The 14,467-nt window shown below is 67.8% G+C and carries 15 protein-coding genes; 7 read left to right on the top strand and 8 right to left on the bottom strand.

Annotation, left to right across the window (positions count from 1 at the left end; translation table 11 throughout):
- Position 1 precedes the first annotated feature (1 nt).
- Positions 2–1,663, bottom strand: a complete 1,662-nt coding sequence (locus AC6JAM_RS08010; protein WP_497934434.1) for an ATP-binding protein — start codon at positions 1,661–1,663, stop codon at positions 2–4.
- Between the two features lie 212 nt (positions 1,664–1,875).
- Between AC6JAM_RS08010 and AC6JAM_RS08005 the strand changes: the two genes are divergently transcribed.
- From AC6JAM_RS08005 to AC6JAM_RS07990, 4 genes are all read left to right on the top strand, one after another.
- Positions 1,876–2,652 carry a class I SAM-dependent methyltransferase gene (locus tag AC6JAM_RS08005; RefSeq protein WP_497935939.1) on the top strand — a complete coding sequence of 259 codons (777 nt, stop codon included), beginning with the start codon at positions 1,876–1,878 and terminating at the stop codon, positions 2,650–2,652.
- A 308-nt stretch (positions 2,653–2,960) separates the two neighbouring features.
- A complete protein-coding gene (locus tag AC6JAM_RS08000; RefSeq protein WP_018770316.1) occupies positions 2,961–3,404 on the top strand; it encodes a hypothetical protein in 444 nt (147 codons plus the stop codon).
- An 88-nt stretch (positions 3,405–3,492) separates the two neighbouring features.
- Positions 3,493–4,302, top strand: coding sequence for an SDR family oxidoreductase (locus AC6JAM_RS07995; protein WP_497934433.1), 810 nt, complete (start codon positions 3,493–3,495; stop codon positions 4,300–4,302).
- Between the two features lie 108 nt (positions 4,303–4,410).
- Entirely contained in the window at positions 4,411–5,535 is a 1,125-nt protein-coding gene (locus tag AC6JAM_RS07990) for a glycerate kinase (RefSeq protein WP_056388612.1), read from the top strand.
- Positions 5,536–5,615: 80 nt separating this feature from the next.
- Here the strand turns inward: AC6JAM_RS07990 and AC6JAM_RS07985 are convergent, their stop codons facing one another.
- Both AC6JAM_RS07985 and AC6JAM_RS07980 read right to left on the bottom strand, forming a co-directional pair.
- Positions 5,616–6,278 carry a DUF6766 family protein gene (locus AC6JAM_RS07985; RefSeq protein ID WP_134165340.1) on the bottom strand — a complete coding sequence of 221 codons (663 nt, stop codon included), beginning with the start codon at positions 6,276–6,278 and terminating at the stop codon, positions 5,616–5,618.
- 3 nt (positions 6,279–6,281) lie between these two features.
- Positions 6,282–6,803 (bottom strand): DUF6328 family protein, encoded by a 522-nt coding sequence (locus AC6JAM_RS07980; RefSeq protein ID WP_018770312.1) that lies wholly within the window; start codon positions 6,801–6,803, stop codon positions 6,282–6,284.
- Positions 6,804–7,022: 219 nt separating this feature from the next.
- On the opposite strand from AC6JAM_RS07980, the gene AC6JAM_RS07975 reads away from it, so the two are divergent.
- The 3 genes from AC6JAM_RS07975 to AC6JAM_RS07965 all read left to right on the top strand — a co-directional run bounded on the left by AC6JAM_RS07975 (position 7,023) and on the right by AC6JAM_RS07965 (position 9,419).
- Positions 7,023–7,922, top strand: coding sequence for an SDR family oxidoreductase (locus tag AC6JAM_RS07975; RefSeq protein ID WP_056388474.1), 900 nt, complete (start codon positions 7,023–7,025; stop codon positions 7,920–7,922).
- Positions 7,923–7,999: 77 nt separating this feature from the next.
- Entirely contained in the window at positions 8,000–8,359 is a 360-nt protein-coding gene (locus AC6JAM_RS07970; RefSeq protein ID WP_056388472.1) for a hypothetical protein, read from the top strand.
- A gap of 190 nt (positions 8,360–8,549) precedes the next feature.
- Entirely contained in the window at positions 8,550–9,419 is an 870-nt protein-coding gene (locus AC6JAM_RS07965; protein ID WP_497934431.1) for a glycosyltransferase family 2 protein, read from the top strand.
- Positions 9,420–9,426: 7 nt separating this feature from the next.
- Here the strand turns inward: AC6JAM_RS07965 and AC6JAM_RS07960 are convergent, their stop codons facing one another.
- The 5 genes from AC6JAM_RS07960 to AC6JAM_RS07940 are packed head-to-tail and all read right to left on the bottom strand — an operon-like array spanning position 9,427 to position 14,463.
- Complete coding sequence (locus tag AC6JAM_RS07960) at positions 9,427–10,311, bottom strand: TolB family protein (RefSeq protein ID WP_497934430.1); 885 nt, start codon at positions 10,309–10,311, stop codon at positions 9,427–9,429.
- 11 nt (positions 10,312–10,322) lie between these two features.
- Complete coding sequence (locus AC6JAM_RS07955) at positions 10,323–11,324, bottom strand: sugar phosphate isomerase/epimerase family protein (RefSeq protein ID WP_495635093.1); 1,002 nt, start codon at positions 11,322–11,324, stop codon at positions 10,323–10,325.
- A gap of 26 nt (positions 11,325–11,350) precedes the next feature.
- Positions 11,351–12,529, bottom strand: coding sequence for a Gfo/Idh/MocA family protein (locus tag AC6JAM_RS07950; protein ID WP_495635094.1), 1,179 nt, complete (start codon positions 12,527–12,529; stop codon positions 11,351–11,353).
- Between the two features lie 45 nt (positions 12,530–12,574).
- Entirely contained in the window at positions 12,575–13,702 is a 1,128-nt protein-coding gene (locus AC6JAM_RS07945; RefSeq protein ID WP_497934429.1) for a Gfo/Idh/MocA family protein, read from the bottom strand.
- Complete coding sequence (locus AC6JAM_RS07940; RefSeq protein WP_497934428.1) at positions 13,699–14,463, bottom strand: sugar phosphate isomerase/epimerase family protein; 765 nt, start codon at positions 14,461–14,463, stop codon at positions 13,699–13,701. The genes AC6JAM_RS07945 and AC6JAM_RS07940 overlap by 4 nt, the downstream gene beginning before the upstream one ends.
- Positions 14,464–14,467 lie beyond the last annotated feature (4 nt).

The raw sequence follows: 14,467 nt of genomic DNA, 5'->3' as shown, positions 1-14,467 counted from the left end.
CCTAGTTGGCCTGGACGTTGTCGGTGCCGAGGGGAAGGCTGACGGTGACAGTGGTCCCGGAGCCCAGGGTGGAGGCGACGTCGATCCGGCCGCCGTGGCGGTCCACGATGTCCTTGGAGATGGCAAGGCCCAGGCCTGTTCCCGGGATGGCGCCGTTCATCGCGTTGGAGGCGCGGTAGAACCTGGTGAATACGTGGTTGATTTCATCGCTCGAGATGCCGATGCCGGTGTCGGCGATGCGCACGGTGGCCCATTTGGAGCCGTCCGCGGCGGCATGGGACTCGCTGCCCACCTCGATCCGTCCACCACTGGGCGTGAACTTGATGGCATTGGACACCAGGTTGGTGAAGACCTGTTGCAGCTGCACTTCGTCCGCGAGTATCTCCGGATCCTCCGGAACGGGGTCCACGTCGATGGTGACGTTCTGCAGCGTGGCCAGCGGACGGAGCGCCGCGGCCACCAGATCCAGGGTCTGACCCAGCCGCACGGGTGCCAGCTGCATCGCGGCGTTGTCCAGCCCGCCGCGGGAGACGCTGAGCATGTCCTCGATGAGCGTGCGGAGGCGTTCGGTGTTGCGGACCACGATGTCCAGCATCTGGTGGACCTCCCGGGACACCGGATGCTCGGTGCTTTCCTGGATCATGTCCAGGTACGCCATGATCGAGGTCAGCGGCGTCCGCAGCTCGTGGTTCACCGTTGCCAGGAAGTCAGTCTTGGCCTTGTCGAGTTCCCTCAGCTGCTTGACCACCTGCTGCTGGCTGCTGATCAGGTGGCTTTGGATGAGGCCGTAGGCGGCGTTGCCGGCCACGTGCTGGATCAGCCCCAGTTCAGCGCTGGACCAGGTCCGGGGCCGGTCCATCATGGCGATCCAGATGATGCCCAGGGAGGAATTTCCTTCGCCGATGGGCACCGCCAGGGTTGAGGCGGCTCCAGCGATGGCGGGACCGGGGCCGGGCCTCGCCTCGCTGCGGGCGGCCGGTTCGTTTCCGTCGGCGGAGAGCGTCTCGGTCCCGGCCCAGAGCATGTCCGCCGTGGCACGGGCCTCTTCCTCGCGTGGAAGGGCGTCAGCGGGCAGCTCCGCGAGGCCCCGCCTGTGCCACGTGGCCGTGATTACGGGGACGCGGTGATCCTCGAAGGTTGCCAGGACAACGTGGTCGGCCTTGAAGGTGCGGCCGAATCCCGCGACGACGTGGTTGGCGATTTCCTGGGGGTCGTTGGTGGCGCGCACCGCGGCAGAGACTTCACGCAACTGCTCCCGGAGCGCTTCGGCTTCCTGCCTGGAGGCGCGGCGGCGGGATACCTGGTCGATGAGGACGGACGCGCGGTGCACCAGCTCCTGGGGTGCAGGCGGCTTGGTGATGCAGTCGTGGACACCTGGCGGGTTGGCAGCTGCGATCTCCGCGGGGCTGTCCAGGTCCACCATCACCAGGACCGGGGCAGCGGACGTGGTGGTGGACAGGACGCCGGAGAGGAAGGCATCGGCGACGACGACTGACGGTTCACCGCCGTCCAGCACCGCGGCGAGGCTGCCGGCGTCGGTGGCTTCGAGGACGGTGTATCCGGCGTCGCGCAGCGCGTGGGCGTTACGGGCCCTCCGGCCTGCGTCGGGATCGGCCACGACGGCCGTGCGGGGCAGGCGCGCGTCACTCGGGACAGCCGTCACAGTGCTCCCTTCCCTCCCAGTTGACTACATTCTAGGGGGATGCGGGCGAAGCGGGTCCACGGCGTGCGCACCCTTACCCCCGCTTTCCGCGCTGCCAGGGAGTTGTGGCACGCCGTAATGTTGCCGAAGGTCCGCCACCGGGACGGGCAGGACCATATATTTGAGCCGTGTCTCCAACAAAGTCGCCACGGTCCACCTGGCAGAAGTACCTGATGATCCCCAAGCTCATCAGGCTCTCACGCAGCGCCCCCAAGGACCGGCATAAGGCGTGGGACCGGTACTGGGCCGGCATTACTTCCACCGGTCCGGGCGGCGAGGTCCTGTGGGACTCGGGGAGCAACCATGAGTTCCAGGGCTACCAGGACAGCCTCCTTCGCTACCTGGACCCTGCGCTTCCCGTTGTGGACACCGGCTGTGGGCACGGCAGCTTCACCCGCGCGCTCGCCGGGATCTTTCCACAGGTCATCGGCGTGGACGTCTCACCCCATGCTGTTGCCCGGGCGCGGGCGGAGTCCGCAGGAATCGCAAACGCCGCCTTTGAAGCCAGGGACATGACGGCGGAGGGTGCTGCCGGGCAACTGGCGGAGTCCTTCCAGTTGAACCCTGACGGCGCCAACGTCTTTATCCGCGGCGTGCTGCATGTCCTCGATCCGGCCCACCAAACGGCGATGGTCGACAACCTGCGGATCCTGGTGGGCGGCCGCGGGGCGGTCTTCATGGCGGAAACCAACTTCCAGGGAAACCCGCTGGAGTACGTCACCCATCTTGGGGCAAGCACGCATGGCATTCCGGCGCCGTTGGAGCTGGCCATCCGCGGGCTTCCCATGCCGGGGCACTTCGGGCCGGAAGAGCGCGAACGTGCGTTCCCGGCGTCGGACTGGGAACTCCTTGAGGATGGCCATGTGGCCATCGAAACCAACCCGGTGACCGGCGTGCCGGGCCAGGACAGGGTGCCCGGGTATTACGCGGTGGTCCGCCCCCGCCGGTAGCCCTGGCAGTGGGGTGTTCGAACTGATTCCGCAGACTTCACGCATATCCCCGCAGCCCGGCCGCAGGCTGCCTTCCATCCCCTTGACAGGGGCCGGATCCGGAGGCTCTATGGTAAGTAGACTTACTAGTTAGCTGGGGATGGAGGGAAGACTGCCATGGCAGGAGATAAAGGCAACCGGATCCGCGATGCGGATGCCGCGGACCGCGAAGACGCCTAAGCCGCACCCGCGCCACCACGTTCGGCCGCCACCGGATCACCCTCCGGCGCCGCCACCCGACCGCCGGCGCAAGACCTACAGGAACCATCATGAGCAACTTCATTCCATCCGGCGCCCTGCGCCGGATGCTCCTTCCTCCCACCTATGGGCGGCACGTCACCTCCGCCACGGAGTTCACTATCCTCTCAGTGGAGGTTTGGGCATCCGGCCTGGTGGTCAACATCCACCTTCCCTCGGATGACGCGGCTGAACCGCACCTCATCGTGGAGGACCACTTCGGCACGGAATATACCCTGCAGGAATCGGCCACCGTCGGTTCCCGCAACCTGCAGGTGTTTACCCCGTCGGTGCCGCCCGGCACCAGGAGCCTGACCATCAGGTCGGCGGACGACGGCGGTGCCCGGCCGGTGGTGACCTTCGCGGTTCCGTTGATGGCCGTGCCCGAACCGCAGCCGGAGCCCCGGGAAGCCGGCGGCAGCCCGGCCACCGCCGCCGACGAGTCCTACCAGCCCGATCTCCGCCGCCCGGCCTGAACAGAGCCGGCCTGCCCGAACCAGAGCCGCCCTGCCCGAACCAGAGCCGCCCTGACAAGACCCGCCAGACCTGACGAAAGGCCCCGCCATGCCGGATACCAGCAACTTCACGCCCACCACCGCCATCGTCACCGCTTCAGACTCAGGAATCGGCAAGGCCACCGCCGTGGCGCTCGCCCGCACCGGCATGGACGTGGGTGTCACCTGGCATTCGGATAAGGCAGGCGCCGAGGGCACCGCCGAAGAAATCCGCGGCCTGGGGCGCAAGGCCGTGGTCCGGCAGCTGGACACCACCGAGCTCCACGCCGCTGCCGGCGTGATCGATGAACTCGCCGGGGAGCTGGGCGGCCTGGATGTCTTCGTGAACAATGCCGGGACGGGTGCGAGCACAAAGTTCCTGGACATGGGGATCGATGACTGGATGAGGATCCTGGACACGAACCTCAACGGCGCGTTCGTCTGCCTGCAGGCGGCAGCAAAGCGCATGGTCAAGGCCGGAAAGGGCGGCCGGCTGGTGGCGGTGTCCAGCGTGCACGAGTTCCAGCCGCGCGTCGGATCGTCTGCCTATGATGCGTCCAAGCACGGCCTGGGCGGCCTGATGAAGACGCTCGCCCTGGAGCTGGGCCAGTACGGCATCACCGCCAACACGGTGGCGCCGGGGGAGATTGCCACGCCAATGACGGGGCAGGAGGACCAGGACCCGACGACGACGAAGCGCCCCGGGGTGCCGCTGGGCCGGCCCGGGCAGGCCCGGGAGATCGCCGACGTCATCGCCTTCCTCGCCTCGCCTGCCTCCAGCTACGTGACCGGTGCGGCGTGGGTGGTCGACGGCGGGATGCTCCAGATGGGTCCGCAGGCGGGATCGCACATCACCAGCAACGACTGGCGCGAAGCGTAGGCCCCTGGTGCCTGTCGCTGGCTGTTCTCCTGAGCGTGGGGCAGTCACAGAGTCCATATCGCGGATCTGGCAAGCGCTTTCCGGCGGCTTGCTGGCATGATGGAGCGCATGCGCATTCTTATCGCTCCGGACAAGTTCAAGGGGTCCCTGACGGCGGCCGAGGCTGCCGCTGCCATCGCGGAAGGCGCCTTGCGGGTGTACCCGGACGCCGTCGTCACGCAGTTCCCCATTGCCGACGGTGGCGAGGGCACCCTTGAGGCGGCCGTGGCCGCAGGCTACGAAGAGCGGCTGAACGCCGTGGTGGGGCCCATCCTTGCCCCGCTGGGCGCTGCCTGGGCCATCCACAAGGCCGGGGACGGCAAGGTTACGGCAGTGATCGAAACGGCCCAGGCCTCCGGTTTGGCGGACATGGAACCAACGCCCGCCAACGCCCTGCGTGCCCACAGCTATGGCTGCGGCCAGCTCATTGCTGCCGCACTGGATGCGGGCGCCACCGAGATCGTCCTGGGCCTGGGCGGCTCGGCCATGACCGACGGCGGCAGCGGCGCCCTGCGCGCCCTCGGCCTGAAGCCCCTGGACGGCGCGGGGAACGTGGTGCCCCTGGGCGGCGGTTCCCTGGCGGACATCGTCGCCCTGGACACCACCGGGCTGGACCCGCGGCTGTCTGCAACCACGTTCCGCATCGCCGTCGACGTCCGCAACCCGCTGTACGGGCCATCCGGTGCCGCGCACGTTTTCGGCCCCCAAAAGGGCGCGGACCAGGACAGCGTGGAAATGCTCGACGCCGGGCTGCGCAACTGGGCGTCAGTGCTGCGGGAAGCAACGGGCCGGGACGTGAACGTCCCAGGCGCCGGCGCCGCCGGCGGCTTCCCGGCGTCGTTCCTTGCCTTCACCGACGCCACGCTGGAAGGCGGCTTCGCACTGGTGGCCGGACTGACCGGCCTGGCCGCGCAGCTGGACCAGGCAGACCTGGTGATCACCGGTGAGGGATCCATGGATTCCCAGTCACTCACCGGCAAGGCGCCGATCGCGCTCGCGGACGCAGCCCGGGAACGTGGAATTCCCGTCATCGTGGTGGCCGGCAGGATCCTGGTGACCCTTGAGGACCTTGCCGGGCACGGCGTGGTTTCCGCGGCGCAGCTGCTGGACGTCGCATCCAGCCCACAGGACGCTGTGGCGAACGCCGGCAAGTACCTGGCCTGGGCAACAAGCCAGGTACTCGAAGGGGCCTAGCCCACGGCCACTTGGGTGGGGCTGGTTGGATTGCCGGCTGGATTGGGCCGGGTGTTGGATCGGCCAGGTGGGCCGGGCCTTCAGGTCCCGGTCTCGTAGTGGGGTTCGGCAACTGGCTTCGATTCCGGGGACCCCTTCTCCCGGAGGTAGACCGACGCGCCCACCAGGACCGCGACGGCCAGGAACTCGCTTTGCCAGTTTTGGAAGGACTCAAACCAGAAGCGGCTGGTGCCCAGGTACTGCAGGTACGTGATGGCGGGCTGGCCATGGCTTTGCTGGTCCTGGTTGTACTCGTCCACACCGCCGGCGGCGTGCAGGAAGAACGAGCCAAGGAACAGGGAGAACAGCAGGATCGACAGTGAATGCTCGTACACCTTGAGCACCACTCCGCCCCGCCGCACCGGCCAGGGCGTGGCCTTCCGCAGGGCCGCCTGGCGGGGATCTTCATCCTGCGGCGCCTCCTTGCCCATTGGCTTGGATTCGGATGAGCCTTTCTGGAACAGGAACACGGTGAGGACCACGTACATGGCCATCTGCAGGAACTCCGATTCCCAGTTCTCGAAGGTGGCCTCGACGAAGGCGCCCGTGCCCAGGAACTCCAGGACCGAGACGGCGGGCTCCCCGTGGGCCTGCTGGTCTTCACTGTAGGAAGCGGCTCCGGAGAGGATCATGCCCACGAAGAACGCCAGGAAGCAGCCCAGGTTGGCCAGCAGCAGGCCATGTTCCCTTGCCCATTTGCGCATGTCTTACTCCTTGTCCGATGCTGGCGGGAGGATCCTGCCTGTAGCCCGCTTGTTCAGGCGGAGCGGAACGAAAACCAGCATGACCACCATGACGCCCAGGAGTGCACCCCCGGCCGTGACGCCGGCAGACCGCCCGGCGGCAACATCGAACACCAGGGCGGCTGTTCCGGCGCTCAGCAGGGCGATGCCGCCCAGTGCGATCTTGGTGATGCTGTCGGCGCTGGAGACCAGTGTTTCCTTGAGCCGCTTGCGGAAAAGCCGGCGGTGCACACTGACCGGGAGGAGGATGAAGGCCGTGGTGAGCGCGGCGATGACGACGTTGACGAGATACAGGCCAACCTCCCAGCCGTCCAGCTTTTCGAACCGCTGCTGGAACGGCAGCGTCAGCAGGAAGCCGGCCAGGATCTGCACCCCGGTCTGAAGTACGCGGAGCTCCTGCAGGAGTTCCGCCCAGTTGCGGTCAAGCTGCTCCTCGCGGGTTTCATTGCGTCCCGTCCGGCCCGTGTAGTCCTCAACCTCAGACATCGGCCCTCCTTCCTCTCCGGCCGCGGCCCAGGCTTTCTTTCTACTCCTCCCGTACCCAGAAACAAGGCAGGCCGTTGCGCGTGCTCCTACATTTGATAAGTTTACTGATTATTAGTCTTGGGCGGTGGACTTGGTCCTCCGCCCGGGATAGCTTCGAAGGGCCGGAGCACGGCGGGCCCTTCGCACCGACACAGGTCAACCGACACAGGCAGGCGGACTATGAGCGAGACCGACAAGCAGACAGACCAGCCGAAGGATCCGCGCGGCGGCTACCACTCGGACCCGTTTCCCGAGCAGGAACAGAAGCAGCCCGGGCTGACCGGCCCCATGGACCCCAAACCCGACCACGGGGAGCGCAGCTACGAGGGGCACGGCAAGCTCGACGGCAAGGCAGCCCTCATCACGGGCGGGGACTCAGGCATCGGCAAGGCTGCCGCCATCGCCTTCGCCCGGGAAGGGGCCGACGTCGCGATCTCGTACCTGCCTGAGGAGGAAGACGACGCGCAGGACACGGCGGAATGGATCCGGAAAACCGGCCGCCGCGCGCTCCTGCTTCCCGGTGACGGACGTGAGGAGGAGTTCAGCACCCGCATCGTGGAGGAGACGGTCTCCGGATTCGGCCGCCTCGACATCCTGGTCCTGAACGCCGCGTACCAGAAGAACCGCGAGAGCCTCGAGACGCTCCCCACCGAGGAGTTCGACAGGGTCTTCCGCACCAACCTCTACTCGCTGCTGTGGTCCGCGCGGGCGGCCGTGCCGCACCTGAAGGCGGGTGCCTCGATCATCACCACGGCCTCCATCCAGGCCTTCAACCCGTCACCCGGGCTCATCGACTACGCCATGACCAAAGCGGCGCAGGTGGCGTTCACCAAGGCCCTGGCCCAGGAACTGGGTCCCAAGGGGATCCGCGTCAATGCCGTGGCCCCGGGCCCCATCTGGACACCGCTGATCCCGGCCACCGAATGGCCGGACAAGCTCCCCTCCTTCGGGCAGGACACGCCGCTGGGGCGCGCGGGGCAGCCGGCCGAGCTTGCCGCGGCGTACGTGCTGCTCGCATCCGAGGACGGGTCCTACATTTCCGGTGCAGTCCTCCCGGTCACGGGCGGCAAGGGGCTTTAATGGGGGTCCCACCCGCTGGGGCATCCAGGCCGGCATCACCAGACCAGCAATATCGGCAACGAACAACAGGAGGAAGCATGACGCAGGAAAACCAGCAGGCTGAACCCGAGACGGCTCCGGGCGGCTACGGCACCCCCACGGCCGAGCAGGAGGCGGCAGGCACGCAGGGTGGCCAGCAGTCCGGCGGCGGCGCGTCCACGGCCGGCGCGGACACGAACGAACCGCAGTCGGGCGCGGGCCAGGCTCCCGTCCCGCACGACATGGATCTTCCGTCCAGCGCGGCCGAGATCGACGAGTCCAATGACGATTCCCAGGGGTCGGCGCCGGTGTCCTCGGAGTCGGGCCAGGAAGCGACGGGCCTTCCGGACGGCAGCGGAAACGACCTTCCGAAGGAAGAGTCGCCCAATGACGACGACGAGAGCTTCGACGCCGGATAAAGCCTCCTGACCAAAGGCCCCCGTTTCCGCTGCCCCCGGGCAGTGGAAGCGGGGGCCTTTGCGGTTCCGCCAAGGCGAATACATCCCGTCCCTCGGGGTACGGAACACGCGGAACCCCATCCCGTCGGCAGGCAGCAGCAAGCAGCCTGCGCTGCCGCCGGCACCAACGTCAACGCCAGGAAGGTGGACTGTGGGCAGGAGATCTTCCGAACAGTGGGCGCGGCCGCAGGACCGGCCGGACAAGGTGGCGGTGGACGTCCTGGTGCCCACCTGCAACCGGCCTGCCGAACTCGCCGTCACCCTCGCGGGACTGGCCGCACAGTCCGAGCCCGCGTTCGCCGTCGTCATCAGCGACCAGTCAGCCGGACAGCCGGCCTGGGACCATCCCGCTGCCGCCGCCATGGTGCGGGTGCTGCAGGCGCAGGGCCGGCCCGTCACGCTGCTGCGGCACCTTCCGCGGCGCGGACTGGCCGAACACCGCCAGTTCCTGCTGGACCAGTCCACCGCGGATCAGTGCCTCTTCCTGGACGACGACGTCTGGCTGGAGCCTGGTGCCGTGGAACGGCTGAGCAGTGCACTGGACCAGCTCCAGTGCGGTTTCGTGGGGATGGCACCGCAGGGCCTGTCCTTCCTGGACGACCGCAGGCCGGAACAGACGGCCTCCTTCCAGGCCTGGAACAGACCGGTGGCTCCGGAGCGCATCCGTCCGGGTGCCCCGGGTTTTGAACGCTGGCCGCTGCACAGCGCCGCCAACCTCAGCCACGTCAGCGCGGAGCTGTCGCTGCAGCCCGGCGAGTGGGTGCCCTACCACGTGGCCTGGTTGGGCGGCTGTGTGCTCTACCGCAGGGAGGCGCTGGACGACGCCGGCGGCTTCCGTTTCTGGAGCACGCTGCCTGCAGACCACGCCGGGGAGGACGTGGTGGCGCAGTGGCAGGTGATGGAACGGTACGGCGGGGCCGGGATCCTGCCGTCCGGCGCGGTCCACCTTGAATCGCCCACGACCGTGACGGACCGGCGGGTAGAGGCGTACGACGTGGTCCTGAACGAGGACGCTGTGTGACCAGGCCCTAGTGGCCCTGCGCGGTGTCCAGCGGGTAGGCCACATACGCGAACCGCTTCGAATCCGGCGCCCAGCTGTTGACGTTGAGCGTGCCCTGGCCGCCGAACGCCGGCCAGGTGTGCAGCGGCGCGGTCCAGTCGCCGGTGGAGACAAGGACGACGTCGACCGGCAGGTCTGCGGGGTGGCCCCGGGTTCCAGCGGGAAAGCGCACATAGCTGGCCAGGCGCCCGTCGGGGGACAGGTGCGGGAACCAGTCGACGGTGTCACTGCTGACGAGCCGCTCGAACTGGCTGCCGTCCGGGCGGACCCGGGCAAGCTGGGCATGGCCGGGTGCCGTGGTGAACGACTCCGTGTTGAGGTACAGCCAGTCGCCATCGGGTGAATACTCGGGCCCGTCGCAGTGTCCCCCGCCCACCTCCACGTCCCAGGGCGGGCCTCCGCCAGCGGGGATGGTGCGCAGCCGGCCGGGCCGCGTGAAGTCTCCCGCCGCAATGTCCACGTACGCCAGCCTGCGCCCATCCGGACTGACGCCGTGGAGGAAGTGGAAGGATCCGTCGTCGTCCGTGATCCTGGTGGCCCGCCCGCCTGCCAGTGGTGCGCGGTAGATGTGGCCGTCCTCGCCCGAGAGGAAGATGCTGCTGCCGTCAGGGTCCAGGACGTGGTCATTGTTGAGGTCCGGGGCGCCGGTCAGTGGGAGGGGCTCCAGCGAACCGGCCGCCAGGTTGAGCCGCCACAGTTCCCCGTTTCCGTTAAGGATCAGCGCCCGGCCGTCGAGGGTCCAGTTGGGCGCCTCGAGCAGCATGTCCCCGGTGCGGAAGACCAGCGAGGATTCGCCGGTGACCGACGCGGTCCACACCTCGCAGCGCTGGCCTGGTTGAAGGGTGCGGACCACGTCAGTTCGTCCTAGTCCTTGCTGCTGAAGGCGGCGTCGAAGCTGGTTTGGGAGGCGGGGAAGTCGTATTTTTTCAGGGCCGTGAGTGCTTCGGGGGCGCCGTGGAGGCGGTCCATGCCGGCGTCTTCCCATTCGATGCTGATGGGCCCGTTGTAGCCGATGGCGGCGAGGGCGCGGAAGGAGGCTTCCCAGGGGACGTCGCCGCGTCCGGCGGAGACGAAGTCCCAGCCGCGGCGGGGGTCGCCCCAGGGCAGGTGGGAGCCCAGGACGGTGTTGCGGCCGGTCTGGCGGATCTTGGTGTCCTTGCAGTCCACATGGTAGATCCGGTCCTTGAAGTCCCAGATGAAGGAGACGGGATCGATGCCCTGCCACATCATGTGCGAGGGATCCCAGTTCAGGCCGAACGCTGCCCGGTGCCCGATCGCTTCGAGGGTGCGGACGGTGGTCCAGTAGTCGTAGGCGATCTCGGAGGGGTGGACTTCGTGGGCGAAGCGGACGCCGCATTCGTCGAAGACGTCCAGGATGGGGTTCCAGCGGTCGGCGAAGTCCTGGTAGCCGGCGTCGATGACTTTTTCCGGGACGGGCGGGAACATGGCCACGTATTGCCAGATGGAGGAGCCGGTGAACCCGACGACCGTGTCCACGCCGAGGGCTTTGGCGAGCCGGGCGGTGTGTTTCATTTCCTCGGCGGCGCGGGTGCGGACGCCTTCGGGGTCGCCGTCGCCCCAGACTTTGGAGCCGACGATGGCCTGGTGGCGGAAGTCGATGGGGTCATCGCAGACGGCCTGGCCTTTGAGGTGGTTGGAGATGGCCCAGACCTTGAGGTTGTACTTGTCCAGGATTTCGAGTTTGGACTCGACGTAGCCGGGTTCGTCCCAGCGCCAGGCGTCCAGGTGGTCGCCGGAGACGGCGATTTCCAGGCCGTCGTAGCCCCAGCCGGAGGCCAGGCGGGCGACTTCTTCGAAGGGCAGGTCGGCCCACTGGCCGGTGAACAGGGTGAACGGGCGGGGCATGCAGGGCTCCTTGGAAGACGGGGGTGCTAGTGGCGGACGACGGTGAGGGTGCTCTTGTTGGCGGCGGATTCCTCCACAGCGTCCAGGACGTACTGGACGTTCAGTCCTTCTTCGAACGACGGCGAGGGCTGGTTTCCGTCCCGGATGGCCAGCAGGAAGTCGCGGACCTGGTGCGTGAAGGTGTGTTCCCAGCCGATGATATGGCCCTGCGGCCACCACGCGTCCAGGTACGGGTGCTCCGGCTCGTTGACCAGGATCCGGCGGAAGCCCTGTTCGCGGACCGGGACGGTGGCATCCAGGAAGCCGAGTTCGTTGAGGTTTTCCAGGTCGAACAGGAGGCTGCCCTTGTCCCCGTACACCTCGATCTGCAGCGAGTTCTTCCTGCCGGTGGCCACCCGGGAGACCTCGACTGAGGCGACCGCCCCGGAGGTGAGGGACAGCGTGGCCCAGGCGGCGTCGTCGACCGTGACGTCCTCGATGCCGTTCGTGCCGGGGCGGCGGCCCACGAAGGTGTTCAGCCGGCCGCTGACCTCGGTGACCTGGTCGCCCAGGAGGAACAGGACCTGGTCGATGGCGTGGCTGGCGATGTCCCCCAGCGCGCCGGATCCGGCGGTTTCCTTCCGCAGCCGCCAGGTCATGGGGGCCTGCGCGTCGGCGAGCCAGTCCTGCAGGTACGCGGCGCGGACGTGCCGGACCGTGCCCAGGCGGCCTTCGGCGATGAGCTCCTTCGCCAGTGCCAGTGCCGGGACGCGCCGGTAGTTGAAGCCGATCATCGACTGCACGCCCTTGGCCCGGGCCTTGGCCGCGGCGGCGGTCATGAGCTCGGCCTCCGCGAGGGTGTTTGCCAGGGGTTTTTCCACCAGGACATGCTTGCCTGCTTCCAGGGCGGCGATGGCGATCTCGGCGTGCATCCACCCCGGGGCGCAGATGTCGACGATGTCGATGTCGTCCCGGGTGATCACCGTGCGCCAGTCGGTGGCTGATTCTGCCCAGCCGTACTTGGCCGCCGCCTCGGCGACGGCGCCGGCGTCCCGGCCCACGAGGACCTTCTGCTCGAAGGCCGGGACGTCGAAGAAGCTGGCCACGTTCCGCCACGCGTTGGAGTGGGCCTTGCCCATGAAGGCGTAACCGATCGCGGCTACACCCAGCGGGCGGGGAGCCGGTTGGGAGGCCGAAGGTTCGGACGGGTGTGCGGGTGTGGTCATGATGCGTTCCTGCGTGCTTCCTGCTGGCTGGACTACGTGCTGGATTTAGAGGGTGGCGGTTTCCGGTGCCCAGTCCTCGGGGAGGGCGGGGGATACCGGGGCCGAGCTTTCGACGTTCACGAATGTGCCCGCATCGATGGACTCGGAGATCGAGACCATGGTGTCCAGGACGTGGTACGCCAGTTCGCCGGTGGCCCTGTGGGCTGTTCCTGCCCGCAGCGAGCGTGCCATGTCCAGCACGCCCATGCCGCGGCCGTTGGCGGGCCCGGTGGCCGGAACGGTGGTCCAGTCCTCGTCGCCGGCGCGCCAGAGCTTGATGTCGCCCGTGAAGTAGTTGGGATCCGGCAGCGAGATGGTGGCTTCGGTCCCGGTGATTTCCACGAATCCCATCCGGGTCCGGGGCGACTCGAAGGAGAAGACGCTGTGTGAGGAGGCGCCGGATTCGAACTGCGCCATCGCGGAGACGTGGGTGGGCACCTCGACGGTGAACTCCTCGCCGGCTTTGGGCCCGGAACCGATCACGCGCACATCCTTGGCCTTGGACCCGACGGCGGCCACCTTGCGGATGGAGCCGAAGGCCTGGACCAGGGTGGTGAGGTAGTACGGGCCCATGTCGAACAGCGGGCCGGCGCCGTGCTGGAAGAGGAACGCGGGGTTGGGGTGCCAGGATTCCGGGCCGGGGGTCTGGAACGTGGTCATCGCCGTCAGCGGCGTGCCGATGTCGCCGCGCTGGATCAGGCGCAGGGCCGTCTGGATGCCGGCCCCGAGGAAGGTGTCCGGGGCGCAGCCAAGGCGGATCCCGGCGGCGTCGGCGGTCTTGAGCAGGCCCAGCCCGGATTCGCGGTCCAGGGAGAACGGCTTTTCCGTCCAGACGTGCTTGCCGGCGTTGACGGCGGCGGTGGCCACCTCCACGTGGGCGGCGGGAATGGTGAGGTTGACGATGATCTCGACGTCGGGGTGGTTCAGGGCCTTGTCCACGCCGCCCCACTCCGGGACGCCGTCCTCCTTGGCCCGGGCCTCGGCGGCTTCCTCGAAGAGGTCGGCGATCACGTGGACCTTGAGGTCCGGGAACGCGGTCAGGTTGTCCAGGTACTGCTTGCTGATCACGCCGGCGCCGATGACGCCAACGCCCACCGGCCCGGTGCGGGCCGGCTTGCTTGCGGGGGTGCTCACGCGTTGGCTCCTTCGGCTGCGGTGTTGCTGTCGGTGTCGCTGTTCAGGAAGGCAAGGCTCTGGGCGATGCCATCGAAAATGTCGCCGGCATAGTCATCGAACTCCACCACGCCCACCTCCAGCGACTTTGCTGCGGCGATGACCTCCATCACGGGCACTTTGCCCTGGCCTGCGGGCTGCTGGGCCTTATTGTCCTTGTTCAGGGGGCCGTCCTTGATGTGGATGAACTTGACCCGGTCGCCCAGCCTGGCCAGGAGTTCCACGGGGTCTTGGCCGCCCACGGCTGCCCAGTAGGTGTCCACCTCCAGGACCAGTTCCGGGTCCAGCAGGGATGCGAAGTACTCCAGGGCCGTGCGGCCCTCGATGGTGGACTCCAGTTCCCAGGCGTGGTTGTGGTAGCCCACGCGGATGCCGTATTCAGCACCCTTTTTGGCGGCCGCGTTGAGCTTTTCGGCGGTGGCCTGGATGTCTTCGGCCTTTTGCCAGTGCTCGGCGGGAAGGAAAGGATCAATGACGGTGGTGATGCCCAGTTCCTTGGCCGCCGCGAAGATTTCGTCCTGGTCCTGGCTCATCAGGGGCGCGTGGCCGGACGGCGCGGTGAGGCCGTACTCCTTCAGGGCGGCGCCGAGTTCCTTGGCGGTGGCCACGAAGTTGTACGGCTCAACCTGGGTGAAGCCGATCTCCGCCACCTTCCTGATGGTCCCCGGAAGATCCTCGGAAATGGCGTTGCGGAGCGTGTAAAGCTGCAGTGAGTAGGACATGGGT

Source organism: Arthrobacter sp. GmRoot5-12 (assembly GCF_059739365.1).
This window is presented reverse-complemented; position numbering and strand designations above follow the sequence as displayed.

Coding starts and splice junctions, on each gene's coding strand:
- AC6JAM_RS08005 (WP_497935939.1), top strand. CDS start 1,876: ATGATCCCCAAGCTCATCAGGCTCTCACGCAGCGCCCCCAAGGACCGG.
- AC6JAM_RS08000 (WP_018770316.1), top strand. CDS start 2,961: ATGAGCAACTTCATTCCATCCGGCGCCCTGCGCCGGATGCTCCTTCCT.
- AC6JAM_RS07995 (WP_497934433.1), top strand. CDS start 3,493: ATGCCGGATACCAGCAACTTCACGCCCACCACCGCCATCGTCACCGCT.
- AC6JAM_RS07990 (WP_056388612.1), top strand. CDS start 4,411: ATGCGCATTCTTATCGCTCCGGACAAGTTCAAGGGGTCCCTGACGGCG.
- AC6JAM_RS07985 (WP_134165340.1), bottom strand. CDS start 6,278: ATGCGCAAATGGGCAAGGGAACATGGCCTGCTGCTGGCCAACCTGGGC.
- AC6JAM_RS07980 (WP_018770312.1), bottom strand. CDS start 6,803: ATGTCTGAGGTTGAGGACTACACGGGCCGGACGGGACGCAATGAAACC.
- AC6JAM_RS07975 (WP_056388474.1), top strand. CDS start 7,023: ATGAGCGAGACCGACAAGCAGACAGACCAGCCGAAGGATCCGCGCGGC.
- AC6JAM_RS07970 (WP_056388472.1), top strand. CDS start 8,000: ATGACGCAGGAAAACCAGCAGGCTGAACCCGAGACGGCTCCGGGCGGC.
- AC6JAM_RS07955 (WP_495635093.1), bottom strand. CDS start 11,324: ATGCCCCGCCCGTTCACCCTGTTCACCGGCCAGTGGGCCGACCTGCCC.
- AC6JAM_RS07950 (WP_495635094.1), bottom strand. CDS start 12,529: ATGACCACACCCGCACACCCGTCCGAACCTTCGGCCTCCCAACCGGCT.
- AC6JAM_RS07940 (WP_497934428.1), bottom strand. CDS start 14,463: ATGTCCTACTCACTGCAGCTTTACACGCTCCGCAACGCCATTTCCGAG.